Here is a 16993-nt window from a genome sequence, read left to right on the forward strand (position 1 = left end):
CCGACGTCAGTTTTGCCGGCCTTCGGCGGCCGTGCGCCGCGCCACCCGCAGGTTTGCGTGCCTGATCCGCGTGCTTCGCGCGTACGCCGGCCGGCGCATCCGGTCCGTGTTTCGTCACCTGCGTTTCATCCGACTCTTGCCTATGTCCGCTACGCGACTCGACTCCGCCCGTCAGCGCCGCCCGATGCGCCCGCTGCCCGTCATCATCTTCATGAGCCGCTGGCTGCAAGTGCCGCTGTATCTGGGCCTGATCGTCGCGCAGGCCGTCTACGTCGTGCTGTTTCTCAAGGAAGTCTGGCATCTGGTCACAGCGTCGATGACGCTCGACGAAACCAGCATCATGCTGGTCGTCCTCGGCCTGATCGACGTGGTGATGATTTCGAACCTGCTGATCATGGTGATCATCGGCGGGTATGAAACGTTCGTGTCGCGCCTGGGCGTCGAGGGTCATCCGGATGAACCGGAATGGCTCGACCACGTGAACGCCGGCGTGCTGAAAGTCAAACTGTCGATGGCGCTCATCAGCATCTCGTCGATCCATCTGCTGAAGACCTTCATCAGCCCCGACCAGAACACGACCCACACGATCATGTGGCAGGTCATCATCCACGTGGCGTTCCTCGTTTCGGCGCTGGTAATGGCGCTGGTCGACCGCTTGACCACGCATACGCATCCCAGGCATTTCGCAGAACCCACGGCACTGCATGCCGTAGGCACCGCAAAAGTTTCCACTCCCATGAAGGCGCACGACTGACCGCACTGTGCCGCGATCTGACCACAAGCGCCGTTGTCCTCACTGAGCTAGCCATGACCGTCATCAAACAGGAAGATCTGATTCAGAGCATTGCTGATTCGCTTCAGTACATCAGCTATTACCATCCGCTCGACTACATCCAGGCCTTGGGCCGCGCTTACGAACTCGAACAGAGCCCCGCAGCGAAAGACGCGATCGCGCAGATCCTCACCAACAGCCGCATGTGCGCCGAAGGCAAGCGCCCGATCTGCCAGGACACCGGCATCGTCACGGTATTCGTGAAGGTCGGCATGGACGTGCGTTGGGACGGTGCGACGATGAGCGTCACCGACATGATCAACGAAGGCGTGCGCCGCGGTTACCTGAACCCGGACAACGTGCTGCGCGCGTCGATCGTGAGCCCGCCCGAAGGCGCGCGCAAGAACACGAAGGACAACACGCCGGCCGTGATCCACTACGAGATCGTGCCGGGTGACAAGGTCGACGTGCAGGTCGCGGCCAAGGGCGGCGGCTCGGAAAACAAGTCGAAGTTCGCGATGCTCAATCCGTCGGATTCGATCGTCGACTGGATCCTCAAGACCGTGCCGACCATGGGCGCGGGCTGGTGTCCGCCGGGCATGCTCGGCATCGGCATCGGCGGCACCGCCGAGAAAGCGATGGTGATGGCCAAGGAATCGCTGATGGACCCGATCGACATTCAGGACGTGATCGCTCGCGGCCCGCAGGACTGGATCGAAGAACTGCGCGTGGAACTGCACGAGAAAGTCAACGCACTCGGTATCGGCGCGCAGGGCCTGGGTGGCCTCTCGACCGTGCTCGACGTGAAGATCATGGCTGCGCCGACGCACGCCGCGTCCAAGCCGATCGCGATCATCCCGAACTGCGCGGCGACCCGTCACGCGCACTTCACGCTGGACGGCTCGGGCGTGGCCAAACTCGAAGCGCCGTCGCTCGACGCATGGCCGAAGGTGCACTGGCAACCGGATACGGAAACCAGCCAGCGCGTCGATCTGAACACGCTGACGCCGGAACAGGTCGCGGGCTGGAAGCCGGGCCAGACGCTCCTGCTGTCGGGCAAGATGTTGACGGGCCGCGACGCCGCGCATAAGCGCATCGCCGACATGCTGGCGAAGGGCGAAAAGCTGCCGGTCGATTTCACCAACCGCGTGATCTACTACGTCGGCCCGGTCGATCCGGTGCGTGACGAAGCGGTCGGCCCGGCAGGCCCGACCACGGCCACGCGGATGGACAAGTTCACCGAGACGATGCTGGCACAGACCGGTCTCATTTCCATGATCGGCAAGGCCGAGCGCGGCCCGGTCGCGATCGAGGCGATCAAGAAGCACAAGGCCGCGTATCTGATGGCCGTGGGCGGCGCCGCGTACCTGGTGTCGAAGGCAATTCGCAGCGCAAAAGTGCTCGCGTTCGAAGACCTCGGCATGGAAGCGATCTACGAGTTCGACGTGCAGGACATGCCGGTGACGGTTGCGGTCGATTCGAACGGCACCTCCGTGCACCAGACTGGCCCGAAGGAATGGCAAGCGAAAATCGGCAAGATTCCGGTCGCGACGGCTTGATGATGCGCGGCTAACGCTTGTCACGTGAGTCGAAGAGCCGGGGCCTCGGTCCCGGCTTTTTTATTGCTGCGCGGCGCAACGCGTGGAGCCGGAAACAGATCTCAAAGTTGCATCTGTTTCCTTGGCTTTTTCAGGCATGGCGTTTATTGTTGTTGGAATTCCAAAGTCCCCTACAAGGAAAAAGCATGCAAGGCGACAAGAAAGTTATCGAGTATCTGAACTCGCAACTGAAGAACGAGCTCACCGCGATCAACCAGTACTTCCTGCACGCGCGGATGTATAAGCATTGGGGCCTCGATAAGCTCGGCAAGCATGAATACGACGAGTCGATCGGCGAAATGAAGCATGCCGACTGGCTCATCGAACGCATTTTCATGCTGGACGGTCTGCCGAATCTGCAGGATCTGCACAAGTTGCTGATCGGCGAGGAAACCAAAGAAATCCTCGAATGCGATCTGAAGCTCGAACAGGTTTCGCAAAGCACCTGCAAGGAAGCGATTGTGTATTGCGAATCCGTTCGCGACTTCATCTCGCGCGAAATCTTCACGAAGATTCTCGACGACACCGAAGAGCACATCGACTGGCTCGAAACCCAGCTCGATCTGATCGACAAGGTCGGTATCCAGAACTACCAGCAATCCGCAATGGGCTCCGTCGAGTCCTGATCGAGGCGCGCTGGAATAGCCCGTGCGACGGCACATGGTCTGGCTCGTTTGCAAGCGCAGCCACGACGACCTGCGCCGCACAGGCGATATACTGGCGCACTTTGCCGCGCACTTTGCGGTTTTCCCCTGCTCTTCCTGACTACCCCGTCACACGCAGACTCTTCGACTATGCCTGCACAACCGCCGTCTCCGACTGTCCGCACATCTGCCCTGGGTGCCAACTCGAGTGCCGCCACGGGTGCCGTCACGGGTGCCAATACGCCTGCGCCGGTCGGCATTTTCGATTCGGGTCTGGGCGGTTTGTCGGTGCTGCGGGCGGTCCGCGCGGAACTGCCTGACGAAGCGATTCTGTATGTCGCCGACTCCCTCTACGCACCCTACGGCGAACGCGACGACGATTTCATCGCCGACCGCACCCTTGCCATTGGCGAATGGCTGGTCAAAGAGGGCGCGAAAGCGCTGGTGGTCGCCTGCAACACGGCGACCGCGCAGTCGATCGCGCTGGTTCGGGAAAAGCTGCCCATTCCGCTGGTGGGCGTCGAGCCTGGGGTCAAACCGGCTGCGCTGCAATCGAAGACCCGCGTGGCGGGCGTGCTCGCCACCCAGGTGACGTTGCGCAGCGCCCGCTTTCAGGGCCTGCTCGAACGCTACGCCGCGGATTGCCAGTTTCTGTGCCAACCGGGCCACGGGCTGGTCCAGGCCGTCGAGCGCTGCGATGTCGGCTCGGCCGAATTGCGTGCGCTGCTGCGCGACTACCTTGAACCGATGCTCGACGCCGGCGCCGACACGCTGGTGCTCGGCTGCACCCATTACCCGTTTCTCGACGCGGCGATCCGCGATATCGTCGGCGATCGGCTCGCGCTGATCGACACGAGCGTGGCCATCGCGCGGCAATTGGGTCGCGTGCTCGACCAGCACGGCCTGCGCGCAGCCACGCAAGGCGCGGGTTCTGCTCCGCCCCGTTTTTATTCCACCGACGATGGCGCGCATCAGCGACAGCTTGCCGCTTCGCTGCTGCATATCGACGCGAGTGTCGAACGGGTGCCAATCCCGTCGCGCCGCACTGCGGCGCCGGACTCCCAAGCGGCATAAAACCATCGCGCGGGCGTTAAAGCGTCCTCCACGGGCATTTTTGCGCCCGTTTCAGCCGTTTTCGCGTGCAATCCGCCGCACGCGCCGAAGCTGCGCCATTGACGAAACCCTTCTAAGAGTCTGGTTTTGTTACAAAAAATCAGGCAAGACGCTTGCCAAACGGCTCCGACAAAATGATAATAATTCCCATTAACGTTAGCTATGACGCCCTGCCATGATTGTCTGTGTCTGCAAGTCAGTTTCCGACCGAACGATCCGTTCCTCGATCGCGGAAGGCGTCGACTCGTTCGACGAACTTCAGTTTGAACTCGGTGTTGCTTCGTGCTGCGGCAAGTGCGAGGAATCGGTGCGCGACGTCATGCTGCAAAGCGGCGTATGCGCCAGCCGCTGCGGCGTCGAGCATCACGTGCAGACCGCGCCGCTGACGTTCTACGAACGCAAGGCCGCCTGACACCAGCTTGGGCGTCGCGGCGCGTGCCGCGATCGGGCGCCCGGCGTCTCAATGCTTCAAGCGCCATATCAGGCGCTGCATTACGCGTCTGCATTGCGCGTTATTCCACTGCCGTCAGCAAGCCAGTCTCCGTACCAGCCAGCTACCTGCTCATCCCGTCCAAAGGAGTTCGAGATGGAATTGCTGATTGGTTTCGTGACTACTTTGCTTATCTCGCTGCTGATCTTCCGAACATGACGCTGTCTTGTCCGACGCACTGCCTCGGCAGCGCGCTGCCACGCTAACATGCAGGCCTCGCATACTGTTGCCTCCGGCGCCATGCCGATTTCGGCCGCTCGCACGAACTCCCGCGCATTAACCGCGACCGCCGTAGTGGCGGCGATTCACGTGGCGCTACTCGCCGCGATCGTGACATTGCGTCACGAACCCGCTCAGCCCGCGCTCGAATCGCACGTGATGACGGCTCGATTGCTGCCGCCCGCGCCGCTCTCAGCGCCCGTCGCGATGCAATCGATCGCGCCGCCCCCGCCGAAACCAGCGCCACCGGTTCGTAGCAAGCCGAAGGTCCAGCCGCAACCGACCCCAACCCCGACGCCCAGGCCGACACCGACACCGCTGCCTCAGGCAGCCGCGCCATCGCCAACGCCCGTCGCCGCGCCCGATCCGGCGCCGCCCGCACCCGCCGCGCCGGCCACACCGCCTGCTGCCGCGGCGCCCGCAATCGGCCGCCAGACGATGGAGATCAGCGCACCGAAAAATGTCTCGTACCTCGACTGCAATATCGCCAGGCCCGACTATCCGGCGCTCTCGAAGCGGCGCGGCGAAACCGGCACCGCCTATGTGAAGTTCGTGGTCGGTCTGACCGGCAAGCTGGAAGATATCGAGTTGAAGAAGAGCAGCGGCTTCAGCCGCCTCGACGACGCCGCGCTCGCCGCCGTGCATGCGAGCGCCTGCAAGCCTTATCTCGAGAACGGCCAGCCGATTCGGGCCGCGTACACCCAGCCTTACGACTTCAATCTGAACGATTGAGGCAGATTTCAAGAAAAAGGAATTGCAATGCAAAACTACGGATTGGCGCACGTGTGGGCGCAAGGGGATTTCGTGACGCGCGGTATCGCGCTCGCGCTGTTGATCATGTCAGTGATGTCGTGGAGCGTGATCGTCGTCAAGGGCTGGAATGTGATGCGCCTGAACCGCCTGACGAAGAATGCCGAGCAGGCATTCTGGCATTCGGACGATCTCGCCGACGGCGTGAAGAAACTCGGCGCCGGCTCGTCGACGCCGCAAGACAATCCCTTCCTCGCGCTGGCGCTGTCGGGCCAGCAAGCGGCCGATCACCATCATCAGACGCAGCCTCATCTGCACGACCGCATGGACGTGTCGGACTGGGTCACGCGCTGCCTGAAGGACACGATGGACGAAAGCGTCGCGCACATGCAGAGCGGCCTCGCGATTCTCGCGTCGATCGGCAGCACCGCTCCGTTCGTCGGCCTGTTCGGCACCGTGTGGGGCATCTATCACGCGCTGCTGGCCATCGGCGCAAGCGGCCAGTCGTCGATCGATCAGGTGGCCGGCCCGGTCGGCGAAGCGTTGATCATGACCGCGTTCGGTCTGTTCGTCGCGATTCCAGCGGTGCTCGGCTACAACGCATTGACGCGCGCCAACAAGGCGATCGTCGCCAAGCTGAGCCGCTTCGCGCACGGCTTGCACGCATTCTTCGTGACGGGCGCCCGCCTGTCGTCGACGCGGCGCGGCGACGGCCTGCGTCTCGCGACCCGCGCCAACTGACCGACGAGGCACTCCGATGGCAATGAGCCCCTTCGCCGGCGACGATGACGACGGCCTGATGAACGAAATCAACATGACGCCGCTCGTCGACGTGATGTTGGTTCTCCTGATCGTTTTCATGGTGACGATTCCGGTGATCCGTCACGCGGTCAAGATCGATCTGCCACACGCAAGCAGTCAGAAGGAAGATACCAGGCCTGCGCAAGTGACGGTCTCGATCGACGCGGACGGCAACGTGCTGTGGGACAACCAGAAAGTCGACGATGCCGCGCTGCAGGCGAAGCTTGCCGAAGCCGCGCAGGCGAGCCCGCAACCGGAACTGCATCTAGACGCGGACCGCAAGGTGCCGTACGAGAAAGTGGCGCAGGTGATGTCGGCGGCCCAGGCTGGCGGCCTCACGAAGATCGGTTTCGTCACGCAGCCCAAAGCGAAATAGCGACTTGAGCGGACCTGCGGCACGCCAGACCCAGTCCGCTGAAAATGCACAAAAGCCCTTTAAACAAGGGCTAAAAAGTAAAAGGCCCTCATCGTCAGATGAAGGCCTTTTTTTGTGCGCACTCGGCGCCTTCGGGCGGTGGGTTCATTTGCCATCAGCCGAAGACTGATAACTCGAATCACCACATGCGACAGCCGTGACCGACACGGACAGCGCGGTCAGCCCTATCAGGCCCGCTATGATAGCGGCCATGAGTTTCCGCATAAGAGACTCCTTAGCGAAGGGATTTCACTATATTCCTGTGAGCTCGCGCATTCAAGCGCACGGCCATTGAAAGTACTCATGACAGGCGGCGCTTAAATGCTAAAAGCGATGCCGCGCCACCCGCTACGATGCGATGGCGAGACCCGGTTGCGCGGCGGCTTTTTCGGCCCGCACGGGGCACTCGCCCATGATGTGTTTTCCATGGTCCGGATCGAGCATTTCGACCAGATAATCGACGAACGCGCGTACGGCCGGCACCATCCCCTGGCGCGACACGAATACCGCGTACAACTGCGGTGTCGGCAAGGTCCAGCCCGGCATCACCGGCGACAGTTGGCCCGCGCGCAATGCGGCGCCATACATCATCTCGGGCAGCGCGGCGATGCCGACGCCGGCGAGCACCGCTTCCCGAATCGTCATCAGATCGGCGGTCACGAGGCGCGGCTCATGCTCGTGCGCGTGGCGTGTACCGTCGGGCGAAATCAGGTTGTAGACATGACGTCCGTCGCCGGTCGGCACGTCGAGCGTTTCGAAACGGCTCAGATCGGCCGGCAGAAGCGGCGGCGCATTCTGCTGCAACAGACTCGGCGCGCCGACCAGCATTTGCTCCGTGCGCCACAGCGGGCGCACGACGATGTTGGCGTTTTCCGGCGGATCGGAGCGCACGCGCAGCGCGACGTCGATCGAATCCTCGAACAGATCGACCACCCGGTTGGTCACCCGCATCACCACGCGCACCTCGGGATAGCGATGCATGAACTCCGGCAGGATGGTCGACAGGATGGTCTGCGAGATCGTGACCGGCACGCTGACGCGCACGGTGCCGCGCGGCGACGAGCGCAGTTGCTGCACGACGTTGACCGCTGCCTGCGCCTCGCTCAGCATCGCCTGGCAGTGCTGGTAGAACAGTTGTCCGGCTTCGGTCAGCGCCAGCTTGCGCGTGGAACGCTGCAGCAGACGCACGCCCAGCGACGCTTCCAATTCGGTCAGCCGGCGCGACAGGCGCGACTTGGAAATGCCCAGCACCCGCTCGGCGGCGGAAAAGCCGCCATGTTCGACGACCTGCGAGAAGTACATCAGGTCATTCAGGTTGTGTGAATCGATCTTCATCTCATCGTTCCATTAACAGAACAATCCATTGCGTGACGGCGGCTGGCACCGCGAAAAACGGTCCCTATAATAGCTCCATGTTTCAAAAATAACGCTATTCCCCATTTTCCGAGGTGATATTGATGAGCACGACACGCACGATCGAACGCACGTTTCCCGCCGTTCGCACGACCGAAGGCGGCGGCTTTATCGTCCACCGCCCGTTTCCCACGCGCATGCTGATGGACTTCGATCCGTTCCTGCTGCTCGATGAAATGGGACCGATCGACTACGCGCCAGGCGAAGCCAAGGGCGCGCCCGATCATCCGCATCGCGGTTTCGAAACGGTTACGTACGTGCTGGAGGGCCAGTTCGGCCACAAGGATTCGGCGGGCCACTCGGGCACGCTGCATGCCGGCGACGTGCAGTGGATGACCGCCGGCGCGGGCGTCGTCCATAGCGAGATGCCGGACCCGTCGTTCGTGCGCACCGGCGGGCGGGTGCATGGTTTGCAACTGTGGGTGAATCTGCCGCGTCGCGACAAGATGATCGCGCCACGCTACCAGGAAATTCCATCGTCGAGCATTCCGGTGGCGACGTCCATCGATGGCAAGGTGCGCGTGAAGGTGATCGCCGGCGAAGCGCTCGGCGTGAAGGCCGCGATCGAAACGCGCACGCCGATCCTGTATCAGCATTTCACGCTGCAACCAGGCGCGACGATCCAGCAGCCGGTGCCGGCCGACTATCGTGTGTTCGCGTATGGCCTGTCCGGCACGGGCTTCTACGGCGAGGGCGACGCACGCCAGCAAATCGATGCGCAGAAGATGGTCGTGTTCCACAACGACGGCGACGCCGTCACGCTGAGCGCCGGCGACGAGCCACTCGAGGTCTTGTTGCTGGGCGGTGTGCCGCTGAAGGAGCCCGTGGTGCGCTACGGCCCGTTCGTCATGAACACGGAAGAAGAGATCCGCCAGGCCGTGATCGACTATCAGGCCGGTCGCATGGGTGCGATCACGCACTGAATGCGCGAGCGCGAGCCGCGCGCCAGCCGCTCCGGTTGCGAGCGGCTTCCTTCGCGTCGGCAGAGGGCGCGAAAGCCGGCAATTTCGTTCACAATATCGACTCATGCCGCGCGCCGGGCCGTTTCATCACAATGAGCCGTGGCGCATGGCGATTTTTCGTCCCTGTTCAGGAGCGCGCATGGCAGAGTCCACCGTCACCGCCCATATCGGCTCGACGAATTTCCAGGTCCTTTTCGACGACGGCCGGCACACATGGCTGGCCGACGAACCCGAGTCGCTCGGTGGCGGCGATCGCGGGCCGACGCCCGTCTCGTTGTTGCTGTCGAGCCTCGGCGCCTGCACGTCGATCACGTTGAAGATGTACGCTCAACGCAAGGGCTGGACGCTCACCGACGTGCGCGTGACACTGTCGTTCGAAAGCGGCGACGCGGGCTCGACCATCGACCGCCGCATCGTGCTGGAAGGCAATCTGTCCGACGAACAGCGGGAACGGCTTTTGCAAGTTGCCAATGCGTGCCCGGTTCACAAGATCCTCACGCATTCGATCACGATCCGCTCCGGTCTCGCCGTCGCGTAATGCGGCGTTGGCACGAAGCGCGCGCCCCGCAGTCAGGGCCACCCGAATTGCAGCGCTTTCATAGGAAGCTGGCGTCTTGAATTTCGAACACCTCATCCAGATCAACGACCCGTTGAATCCCTTTGTCGAGTCGATGACTCGCGAGCAGTTGTGGGACGGGCTCGTGCTACGCGCCGAGCAACCGCAACTGTTCGTGATGGGACTCGACAGCTGCACGATTCTTTCGCGCGAAGGCAACGTCCTCGAACGGGAGCTCCACTACGGGCAGGCGACGGTGCTTGATCGCGTCACGCTGCAGGAGAGTCAGAGCGTGCGCTACGACATCTTGCCGACTGCAAACCACGTCGGCGGCTCGCTGACGATGACCATCGAACAGCCGGACGAGTTGCAGCTATTCCTGCGCTTCGAGTACGCGACCACCCTGCCCGTCTCGGACGACCAGGACGCGGTGCAGACGCAGGAAATCGTGAAGTCGGCGTATCGGGAGAACGATATCGATACGGTGCGGCTGATCCGCCAGTACATGCAGACAAGGCAGGAACCTGGCTCGCTGCATTGATTGAATCGCGCGGACGTGCGGCCCGCGCCGCCGCACGCATCGCGGCGTCGGTCGGCTGAGGGTTGGCTGAGGGTTGGCTGAAGATTGCTCGTGCTGACGCTCCCCATCATTTTTTACCCGACTATCACAACCCCGATTCGATCAATATCTCCTCTTGTGAATAGGAATGGTTATCATTTAGAATTTACCCATCGAATCGACGAACAGCTAAAACGAATGACCGATCTCACACGCCCTTCCACCCTCAGCCTGCGCCGCCCGGCGGCCGCGCTGACCAGCCTTCCGACAGCGTCGACGGCGAGCGCAGCTCCCGCCAGACCGGCCGCGCAACGCGCGAACGGCGCGGCTGAGAGGTCGGAGCGGGTCGTGCGCAGCGACGCATTGCTGCAAGGACATAGCCACGTCAGCATCGTGCATAACGGCGAAACCTACCAGCTGCGTGCGACGCGCTTAGGCAAGCTGATCCTGACCAAATAACGACGAACAGAGAAGTCAGTACCGGGTATTGTGGGGACCACCTCCTCGAGAGGTGTTAGGCATTAGCCAGCCACGACGGCTTGCACGCGAGAACTAGACCCCTTCGTGCAGACACCAAGCCAGCCGTCGCAGCCAGCCAGGCCGCTTTTTTGGTTCTCACCCAATGCGGATGCACGACACGCCGTGCGTCGCTCAAAGCAAAAGACAAAAAGCCGTGGGATGCCAGTCATCTCCACGGCTTTTTCGTTTACGCGGCGCCGCCAGGGCGGCATTGCAATTGCACGGAAGCGGCACGGCAGCGGCACGCCGCAAGGCAAGCGTTCAGACTTACTTCGACGCCCAGCCCCAGAACATCAACCACCATGCGCTATCCACCACGGCCAGTGCCGCGATGAACCACATCATCGCGAGACCGCGCGCTACGATGCGTTCGGTATAGCGCCGCGTAACGAGCCAGGCGAGCCACGCGCTCCACAGGTTTGCGATCGCCAGAATCGCGATGCGCAGATCGGACGCCCACCACAGCGACAGATGTTCCGCGCGCAACAGCGACAGCGTCGTCGCGGACAACCCGAGGAACACGCCCGCGCCGGCGATCGGAATCAGCCCCTGCGTCAGATGATGCAGACGCACCGTGCGGAAGCGTCCGAGCATGCGCGTCGCGCCCATCAGCAACAGCAGCAGCGCGGTGCCGTACACCAGCGCCGTGGCGACGATGTAACCGATCACCATCGTGCCGTCGAGCCACGAAAATACGTCGTTCTGCTCCGGGTAATGGGTGAACAGGAACCACGGCGCGTTGGTATCGAGCGGCCAGGTGATGTCGTGATCGACCAGCCACGTGGCGAAGAACATCTTCAGGTCGACGAACCAGCGCGACGCAGTCCAGTGAAACGCACCGATCGCTATGCCGAGCAGGCCGTACAGGATCAATGCGGTGTCCCACGCGTTCGCCTTCTTGTCGCCGAGCTGCACCACTTCCGACGACGGCGCGCGCCACGTCAACGCAATCGCGTCGCGGTGCCCGCTGCAACGGCCGCACATATGGCAGTCCGCCGCGCCCTTCATGTTGCGCAACGGCACGAGCGGCGCGCAATTGATCGGAATCACACGATGCCCATGCTCGCCGTTCTTGTACGAATAGCGCCAGGCGTCTTCATCGACTTTGTAGTGAAACGGCGCGAGGCGCGCCAGCAGCGAAAAAACCCCGTTGACGGGGCACAGGTACTTGCACCAGACACGCTTCTCGCGTCCGTACAGCAAGCCGATGACGATCGCCGCGAAGGTCGACCCGCCGAGCACCAGCAGCACCGCTTTCGGATACTGGTAGACGCTCACCATCTGGCCGTAAATGGTGGTGAGGCCGAACGCGACGAACGGCCAGCCGCCCCAGCGCATCCTGTGCGGAATCGCCCGGCCGCGGCCGAACTTGCTGGCGAACTCGGCAAGCGCGCCTTCCGGACACAGCACGCCGCACCAGACACGGCCGAGCATCACCATCGACAGCAACACGAACGGCCACCAGATGCCCCAGAACACGAACTGTGCGGCGAGCGTCAGGTTGTTCCACAGATGCGCGGTGTCGTCCGGCAGCGGCATCGCTGCCGGCACGATAATCAGGAGTGCGTACACCGCCACCACCACCCACTGAATGCCGCGAATCACCGCGCCGTGACGCTGCATCCACTGCCCGACCGCCGCGAGGCGCCCGGGCTGGGTCATCAATGCGCTCATGCTGCGCGCCCTGCCGTTTGCTGCGTGGGCCTGCGATTCGCGCGGCGCAACAGCAGATAGACCACCGCCCAGTACAGCACGTACGCCAGCAGATTCATCAGCGCCGGATGGGCGCGGTAGCCGGTGAGCGTCGCGACCAGCGAACCGAAGGTGCTCGAGTCATCGAGCAACGCCGACGAGTTCCACACCTGGCCGATGATGGTCGGCAGGAGTTCCTTGTCGATCAGCTTGTCGACGCCGGTCTGGAACAGTCCCGCGCCAAGGAACAGCAGCATGATCTCGGTGATGCGGAAAAAGAGCCGCCACGAGAAGATCTTGCCGCCCAGTTGCAGCAGGTAGAACGTCAGCAACGCGAGACCGAGGCCGATCACGACCGCGAGCATCTGTCCGCCATCCACGTGACCCGACTGGCCGAAGCCGAGGCCGTACAGGAAGATCACCGTTTCGCTGCCTTCACGCGCGATCGCCAGTGCCACCAGCAACGCGACGCCCCACCAGTTCGAATCGCGCTGGCTCTTTTCGAGCGACCGCTCCATGTCACGCTTCAGCGACCGGCCGTGCTGCTTCATCCACAGCACCATCTGCACGATCAGCACACAGGCGATCAATACCATCGCGGTCTGGAAGTAGTCCTGCGCATCGCCGGACAGCACCTCGGTGAAACCGACCAGCGCCGCGCCGAGCGCCACCGCCGCGATCACCCCGGCCGCGACGCCGCCCCACAGGTACGGCAAGCCGCGGCGCGCATCGTCATCGCCATTTTTCAACCACGCGTACAGGATGCCGACGACCAGCAATGCCTCGACACTTTCGCGCCACACGATGAATAGAATCTGACCCATTCAAGCTCTCCCTTCGATCCTTCTACGGCTTCCCCGCGAATGTGGCGCGCGCAACAGGCACGTCCTCGCGCGAGCGCCATTACTTCGCGACGATGACGCCTTGCGCCTGCTGGTGGAAATCGTCGAAAAACTTGTATTCGCCCGGCTCGAGCGGCGCAATCACCACGAACGAATCCGCGCCCGGCGCCAGCACTTTTTCTTTACGCAACTGGACGCTTTCAAATTCGGCCGCGCCTTTGCCGGTATTGCGCACTTCGATCTTGATGCGCTGCCCCGCCGGCACTTCGATGCGTGCCGGATTGAGCTTGCCGTCGTTCATTTCCAGTTTGAAGGTCGGCAGGTCGGCTGCGTGGGCCGTGCTCGCCAGCAAAACCGTGGCGGCGAGCATCGCGATCTTTCGGTTATTTCTCATGGGCCTTTGACGGAAAACGCGGCGCGCCGACGTCCATCGTCCGCGTGCCGCCTGCTGCATTCACTGTTTCGCTCATTCATCGCTACCTGGCCTGTCGCTCAAGCATGGCCGCAGCGTAACCGGCGGCCATCAGACGATCAGACGGTCGGACGATCAGTAGCCACCCTTCTTGCCGATACCGGCGTAGGTGAAGTCGTATTCGATCGTGATCGGCTTGAACCACGGGCCCACACCGGTTTCCTTGTCGACGTGGCGGCCGAAAGCCATATGGCCCGTCTGCATCGGCGCTTCGACGATCAGCTTCAGGTGATACTTGCCCGGACCTTGCAGCTTGACGTTGTCGCCGTAGTGCGGGCCGTCGTTGGCGACCATCGCCATCATGTCGCCTTTTTGCGGCTGCTTCGAACCGGCTTTCGTCAGCTCGTAGCGGACTTGCAGATACGGCATCCAGTCGCCTTCAGCGAAACCGGTCGGATTGTTCTTGACTGCGTGGATGTCGGCTTCGAGGTGGATGTCCGAGTCCGAGGCCTTGCGCATCATGCCTTCCGGTTCCATCGTGATCGGCTGCAGGTAGACCGCGCCGATTTCCATGCCGCCCTCGATGTGTTGCTTGCCGATCGGGTACTCCGCGGCCATGGCCGAAAGAGCCGCGACAGCGGCCACCGCCGCTGCGCCGCCACGCACAAATGAAGAAATCCGCATTGAAACTCCTTGTTTTTATCAGTCTGAAATCGAACCCATTCGGAACAGTGCGTTGCGAGAGGCCTGATGCAGCGGCCCCATCGTCCGTCAGCAACGGCGAACGACCGGAAGCAAAACGCATCCACCAATTTTAAATGCGAACCATTCTCAATATTGGGCGAGTTTATCATTGATCGCCAGGGAGAACAATTGACGACGCCCGCAACGCCTTGTGCCAACAAGGTCTTAAGGCCGCTTTAAGAAAGCGTGTGTGCGGGTATGGCCGAGGCCGCGCCGGGCTGGCTTGCCGGCTGCGATCGACGGACGTGGGAACTGGGAACTGGGAACTGGGAATGTGGGGACGTGAGGACACGGAAACGCCGGGACGCGGGCACGCGGCAGATTGCCGCGTCCGCAAAGGGAAACCACTTTAATCCACGCCGGGGACGTGATCGCCGACATTCGCGCCGAACACGCGCTGGCGCAACAGCGCCAACTGGTCGCGAGTTTGCGCGGCCTTTTCGAACTCGAGGTTTTTGGCGTGCTCCATCATCTGCTTTTCAAGGCGCTTGAGCTCCTTGGCGAGCTGCTTCTCGGACATGTCCTCGAATTTCGCACGCGTCTGCTGTTCTTTCAGCTCGGCGCGAGCGTCGTCGACGTTGTACACGCCGTCGATGATGTCGCGAACGCGCTTGACCACCCCGCGCGGCGTAATGCCGTTCGCGACGTTAAAGGCAATCTGCTTCGCGCGCCGCCGCTCGGTTTCGTCGATCGCGCGGCGCATCGAGTCGGTCACCTTGTCCGCGTAGAGAATCGCCTTGCCGTTCACGTTGCGCGCCGCGCGGCCGATGGTCTGGATCAGCGAGCGCTCGGCGCGCAGGAAGCCTTCCTTGTCCGCATCGAGAATCGCAACCAGTGACACTTCCGGAATATCCAGCCCTTCGCGCAGCAGGTTGATCCCGACCAGCACGTCGAAGGTGCCAAGCCGCAGATCGCGGATGATCTCGACCCGCTCCACCGTGTCGATGTCGCTGTGCAGATAGCGCACCTTGACGCCGTGGTCGGCCAGAAATTCGGTCAACTGCTCGGCCATCCGCTTGGTCAGCACCGTGACCAGCACGCGGTCGCCCGCCTTGACGCGTTCGTTGATCTCGCCGAGCACATCGTCGACCTGACTGCGCGCCGGCCGCACCTCGATTTCGGGATCGACCAGTCCGGTTGGCCGCACCAGTTGCTCCGCCACCTGCCCGGCGGTTTTCTTTTCGTACTCCGCCGGCGTGGCGGACACGAACACGACCTGGTGCATCTTGCGCTCGAATTCGTTGAACTTCAGGGGCCGGTTATCGAGCGCCGACGGCAGACGGAAACCGTAGTCGACCAGATTTTCCTTACGTGCCCGGTCACCGTTGTACATGCCGTTCAGCTGGCCGATCAGCACGTGTGATTCATCGAGCATCATGATTGCGTCCGACGGCAGGTAGTCCACCAGCGTCGGCGGCGGCTCGCCCGGCGCCGCGCCGGAGAAGTGCCGCGAATAGTTTTCGATGCCCTTGCAGAAGCCGAGCTCCTGCAGCATTTCCAGGTCGAAGCGGGTGCGTTGCTCGAGGCGCTGGGCCTCGACAAGCTTGCCGTCGCTATAGAAGAATTCGAGCCGCTCGCGCAGCTCGCTCTTGATCGTTTCGACCGCGCGCACCACGGTATCGCGCGGCGTCACGTAGTGCGACGACGGATACACGGTGAAACGCGGAATCTTCTGCCGCACGCGGCCGGTGAGCGGATCGAACAGTTGCAGCGTTTCGATTTCGTCGTCGAACAATTCGATGCGCACCGCCATCTCGGCGTGTTCGGCGGGAAAAATATCGATCGTGTCGCCGCGCACGCGGAACGAGCCGCGTTGGAAGTCAGCTTCGTTGCGGTTGTACTGCATCGCGATCAGCCGCGCGATGATGTCGCGCTGACCGAGCTTGTCGCCGTTACGCAGCGTCAGGATCATCTGGTGGTATTCGGACGGATTGCCGATACCGTAAATCGCCGACACCGTCGCCACGATCACCACGTCGCGCCGTTCCATCAGGCTCTTGGTGGCCGACAGCCGCATCTGCTCGATATGCTCGTTGATCGACGAGTCCTTCTCGATGAACAGGTCGCGCTGCGGCACGTACGCTTCCGGCTGGTAGTAGTCGTAGTACGACACGAAGTACTCGACCGCGTTGCGCGGGAAGAACTCGCGGAACTCCGAATAAAGCTGCGCGGCGAGCGTCTTGTTCGGCGCGAACACGATCGCCGGACGGCCGAGCCGCGCGATCGTGTTGGCCATCGTGAAGGTCTTGCCGGAGCCGGTCACGCCGAGCAGCGTCTGGAACGCGAGACCGTCCTCGACGCCTTCGACGAGCGTGTCGATTGCGCTCGGCTGGTCGCCGGACGGTGGATACGGCTGGTAGAGCTGGAACGGCGAGCCTTCGAACGTGACGAATTTGGATTCGTCGAGCGTGTCTTCGACTTCAGTCAGATGTTGTTCGGACATGGCGGGACGGCAGCGGGCCTTGGGCAAAGAATCATTCTAACGGGTTGCG

18 protein-coding genes are annotated in these 16993 nt (G+C 62.4%); 12 read left to right on the plus strand and 6 right to left on the minus strand.

The features are described 5' to 3' along the window. Positions 1-184: 184 nt before the first annotated feature. The 8 genes from BN2475_RS27670 to BN2475_RS27705 all read left to right on the plus strand — a co-directional run bounded on the left by BN2475_RS27670 (position 185) and on the right by BN2475_RS27705 (position 6763). Positions 185-754, plus strand: a complete 570-nt coding sequence (locus BN2475_RS27670) for a TIGR00645 family protein (RefSeq protein ID WP_218023729.1) — start codon at positions 185-187, stop codon at positions 752-754. A gap of 53 nt (positions 755-807) precedes the next feature. Continuing rightward, a complete protein-coding gene (locus BN2475_RS27675) occupies positions 808-2331 on the plus strand; it encodes a fumarate hydratase (RefSeq protein ID WP_094782632.1) in 1524 nt (507 codons plus the stop codon). Between the two features lie 185 nt (positions 2332-2516). Further along, complete coding sequence (gene bfr / locus BN2475_RS27680) at positions 2517-2996, plus strand: bacterioferritin (protein WP_094782633.1); 480 nt, start codon at positions 2517-2519, stop codon at positions 2994-2996. A 168-nt stretch (positions 2997-3164) separates the two neighbouring features. Next, the gene (gene murI / locus BN2475_RS27685; protein ID WP_094782634.1) at positions 3165-4088 is read left to right on the plus strand and encodes a glutamate racemase; all 924 of its coding nucleotides are present in this window, start codon (positions 3165-3167) and stop codon (positions 4086-4088) included. A 214-nt stretch (positions 4089-4302) separates the two neighbouring features. Beyond that, on the plus strand, positions 4303-4539 hold the full coding sequence (locus BN2475_RS27690) for a (2Fe-2S)-binding protein (protein WP_094782635.1): 237 nt from the start codon (positions 4303-4305) through the stop codon (positions 4537-4539). A 285-nt stretch (positions 4540-4824) separates the two neighbouring features. Further along, positions 4825-5568 carry an energy transducer TonB gene (locus BN2475_RS27695; RefSeq protein ID WP_094782636.1) on the plus strand — a complete coding sequence of 248 codons (744 nt, stop codon included), beginning with the start codon at positions 4825-4827 and terminating at the stop codon, positions 5566-5568. A gap of 27 nt (positions 5569-5595) precedes the next feature. Continuing rightward, positions 5596-6327, plus strand: a complete 732-nt coding sequence (locus BN2475_RS27700) for a MotA/TolQ/ExbB proton channel family protein (protein ID WP_094782637.1) — start codon at positions 5596-5598, stop codon at positions 6325-6327. 16 nt (positions 6328-6343) lie between these two features. Further along, entirely contained in the window at positions 6344-6763 is a 420-nt protein-coding gene (locus BN2475_RS27705) for an ExbD/TolR family protein (RefSeq protein ID WP_094782638.1), read from the plus strand. A gap of 387 nt (positions 6764-7150) precedes the next feature. On the opposite strand, the gene BN2475_RS27710 is transcribed toward BN2475_RS27705, so the two are convergent. Next, positions 7151-8137: a LysR family transcriptional regulator gene (locus tag BN2475_RS27710; RefSeq protein WP_094782639.1), complete on the minus strand. Its 987-nt coding sequence runs from the start codon at positions 8135-8137 to the stop codon at positions 7151-7153. 122 nt (positions 8138-8259) lie between these two features. On the opposite strand from BN2475_RS27710, the gene BN2475_RS27715 reads away from it, so the two are divergent. From BN2475_RS27715 to hemP, 4 genes are all read left to right on the plus strand, one after another. Continuing rightward, a complete protein-coding gene (locus BN2475_RS27715; protein WP_094782640.1) occupies positions 8260-9138 on the plus strand; it encodes a pirin family protein in 879 nt (292 codons plus the stop codon). Positions 9139-9316: 178 nt separating this feature from the next. After that, a complete protein-coding gene (locus BN2475_RS27720; RefSeq protein WP_094782665.1) occupies positions 9317-9715 on the plus strand; it encodes an OsmC family protein in 399 nt (132 codons plus the stop codon). A 76-nt stretch (positions 9716-9791) separates the two neighbouring features. Continuing rightward, the gene (locus BN2475_RS27725; protein WP_094782641.1) at positions 9792-10274 is read left to right on the plus strand and encodes an SRPBCC family protein; all 483 of its coding nucleotides are present in this window, start codon (positions 9792-9794) and stop codon (positions 10272-10274) included. 216 nt (positions 10275-10490) lie between these two features. Next, a complete protein-coding gene (gene hemP, locus BN2475_RS27730) occupies positions 10491-10751 on the plus strand; it encodes a hemin uptake protein HemP (RefSeq protein ID WP_094782642.1) in 261 nt (86 codons plus the stop codon). A 327-nt stretch (positions 10752-11078) separates the two neighbouring features. Here hemP and BN2475_RS27735 read toward each other — a convergent pair whose 3' ends face one another. From BN2475_RS27735 to uvrB, 5 genes are all read right to left on the minus strand, one after another. Then, positions 11079-12485 carry a 4Fe-4S binding protein gene (locus BN2475_RS27735; RefSeq protein WP_094782643.1) on the minus strand — a complete coding sequence of 469 codons (1407 nt, stop codon included), beginning with the start codon at positions 12483-12485 and terminating at the stop codon, positions 11079-11081. Continuing rightward, on the minus strand, positions 12482-13327 hold the full coding sequence (locus BN2475_RS27740; protein WP_094782644.1) for an FTR1 family iron permease: 846 nt from the start codon (positions 13325-13327) through the stop codon (positions 12482-12484). Before BN2475_RS27740 ends, BN2475_RS27735 begins: the two co-directional genes overlap by 4 nt. Positions 13328-13406: 79 nt before the next feature. Beyond that, positions 13407-13715, minus strand: a complete 309-nt coding sequence (locus BN2475_RS27745) for a cupredoxin domain-containing protein (protein WP_425435574.1) — start codon at positions 13713-13715, stop codon at positions 13407-13409. A gap of 177 nt (positions 13716-13892) precedes the next feature. Beyond that, the gene (locus BN2475_RS27750) at positions 13893-14441 is read right to left on the minus strand and encodes an iron transporter (RefSeq protein ID WP_094782646.1); all 549 of its coding nucleotides are present in this window, start codon (positions 14439-14441) and stop codon (positions 13893-13895) included. A 409-nt stretch (positions 14442-14850) separates the two neighbouring features. Beyond that, on the minus strand, positions 14851-16944 hold the full coding sequence (gene uvrB / locus BN2475_RS27755) for an excinuclease ABC subunit UvrB (protein ID WP_094782647.1): 2094 nt from the start codon (positions 16942-16944) through the stop codon (positions 14851-14853). Positions 16945-16993 lie beyond the last annotated feature (49 nt).

This window comes from Paraburkholderia ribeironis, assembly GCF_900019265.1.
In the GTDB taxonomy this organism is placed as follows: Bacteria; Pseudomonadota; Gammaproteobacteria; order Burkholderiales; family Burkholderiaceae; genus Paraburkholderia; species Paraburkholderia ribeironis.

Excerpts from the sequence above, each read along its gene's own strand:
- BN2475_RS27750 (WP_094782646.1), bottom strand. The coding sequence starts at position 14,441 with ATGCGGATTTCTTCATTTGTGCGTGGCGGCGCAGCGGCGGTGGCCGCT.
- BN2475_RS27710 (WP_094782639.1), bottom strand. The coding sequence starts at position 8,137 with ATGAAGATCGATTCACACAACCTGAATGACCTGATGTACTTCTCGCAG.
- BN2475_RS27745 (WP_425435574.1), bottom strand. The coding sequence starts at position 13,715 with ATGCTCGCCGCCACGGTTTTGCTGGCGAGCACGGCCCACGCAGCCGAC.
- BN2475_RS27735 (WP_094782643.1), bottom strand. The coding sequence starts at position 12,485 with ATGAGCGCATTGATGACCCAGCCCGGGCGCCTCGCGGCGGTCGGGCAG.
- BN2475_RS27700 (WP_094782637.1), top strand. The coding sequence starts at position 5,596 with ATGCAAAACTACGGATTGGCGCACGTGTGGGCGCAAGGGGATTTCGTG.
- BN2475_RS27720 (WP_094782665.1), top strand. The coding sequence starts at position 9,317 with ATGGCAGAGTCCACCGTCACCGCCCATATCGGCTCGACGAATTTCCAG.
- BN2475_RS27675 (WP_094782632.1), top strand. The coding sequence starts at position 808 with ATGACCGTCATCAAACAGGAAGATCTGATTCAGAGCATTGCTGATTCG.
- uvrB (WP_094782647.1), bottom strand. The coding sequence starts at position 16,944 with ATGTCCGAACAACATCTGACTGAAGTCGAAGACACGCTCGACGAATCC.
- bfr (WP_094782633.1), top strand. The coding sequence starts at position 2,517 with ATGCAAGGCGACAAGAAAGTTATCGAGTATCTGAACTCGCAACTGAAG.
- BN2475_RS27705 (WP_094782638.1), top strand. The coding sequence starts at position 6,344 with ATGGCAATGAGCCCCTTCGCCGGCGACGATGACGACGGCCTGATGAAC.
- BN2475_RS27670 (WP_218023729.1), top strand. The coding sequence starts at position 185 with ATGCGCCCGCTGCCCGTCATCATCTTCATGAGCCGCTGGCTGCAAGTG.
- murI (WP_094782634.1), top strand. The coding sequence starts at position 3,165 with ATGCCTGCACAACCGCCGTCTCCGACTGTCCGCACATCTGCCCTGGGT.
- BN2475_RS27690 (WP_094782635.1), top strand. The coding sequence starts at position 4,303 with ATGATTGTCTGTGTCTGCAAGTCAGTTTCCGACCGAACGATCCGTTCC.
- BN2475_RS27715 (WP_094782640.1), top strand. The coding sequence starts at position 8,260 with ATGAGCACGACACGCACGATCGAACGCACGTTTCCCGCCGTTCGCACG.
- hemP (WP_094782642.1), top strand. The coding sequence starts at position 10,491 with ATGACCGATCTCACACGCCCTTCCACCCTCAGCCTGCGCCGCCCGGCG.
- BN2475_RS27740 (WP_094782644.1), bottom strand. The coding sequence starts at position 13,327 with ATGGGTCAGATTCTATTCATCGTGTGGCGCGAAAGTGTCGAGGCATTG.
- BN2475_RS27695 (WP_094782636.1), top strand. The coding sequence starts at position 4,825 with ATGCAGGCCTCGCATACTGTTGCCTCCGGCGCCATGCCGATTTCGGCC.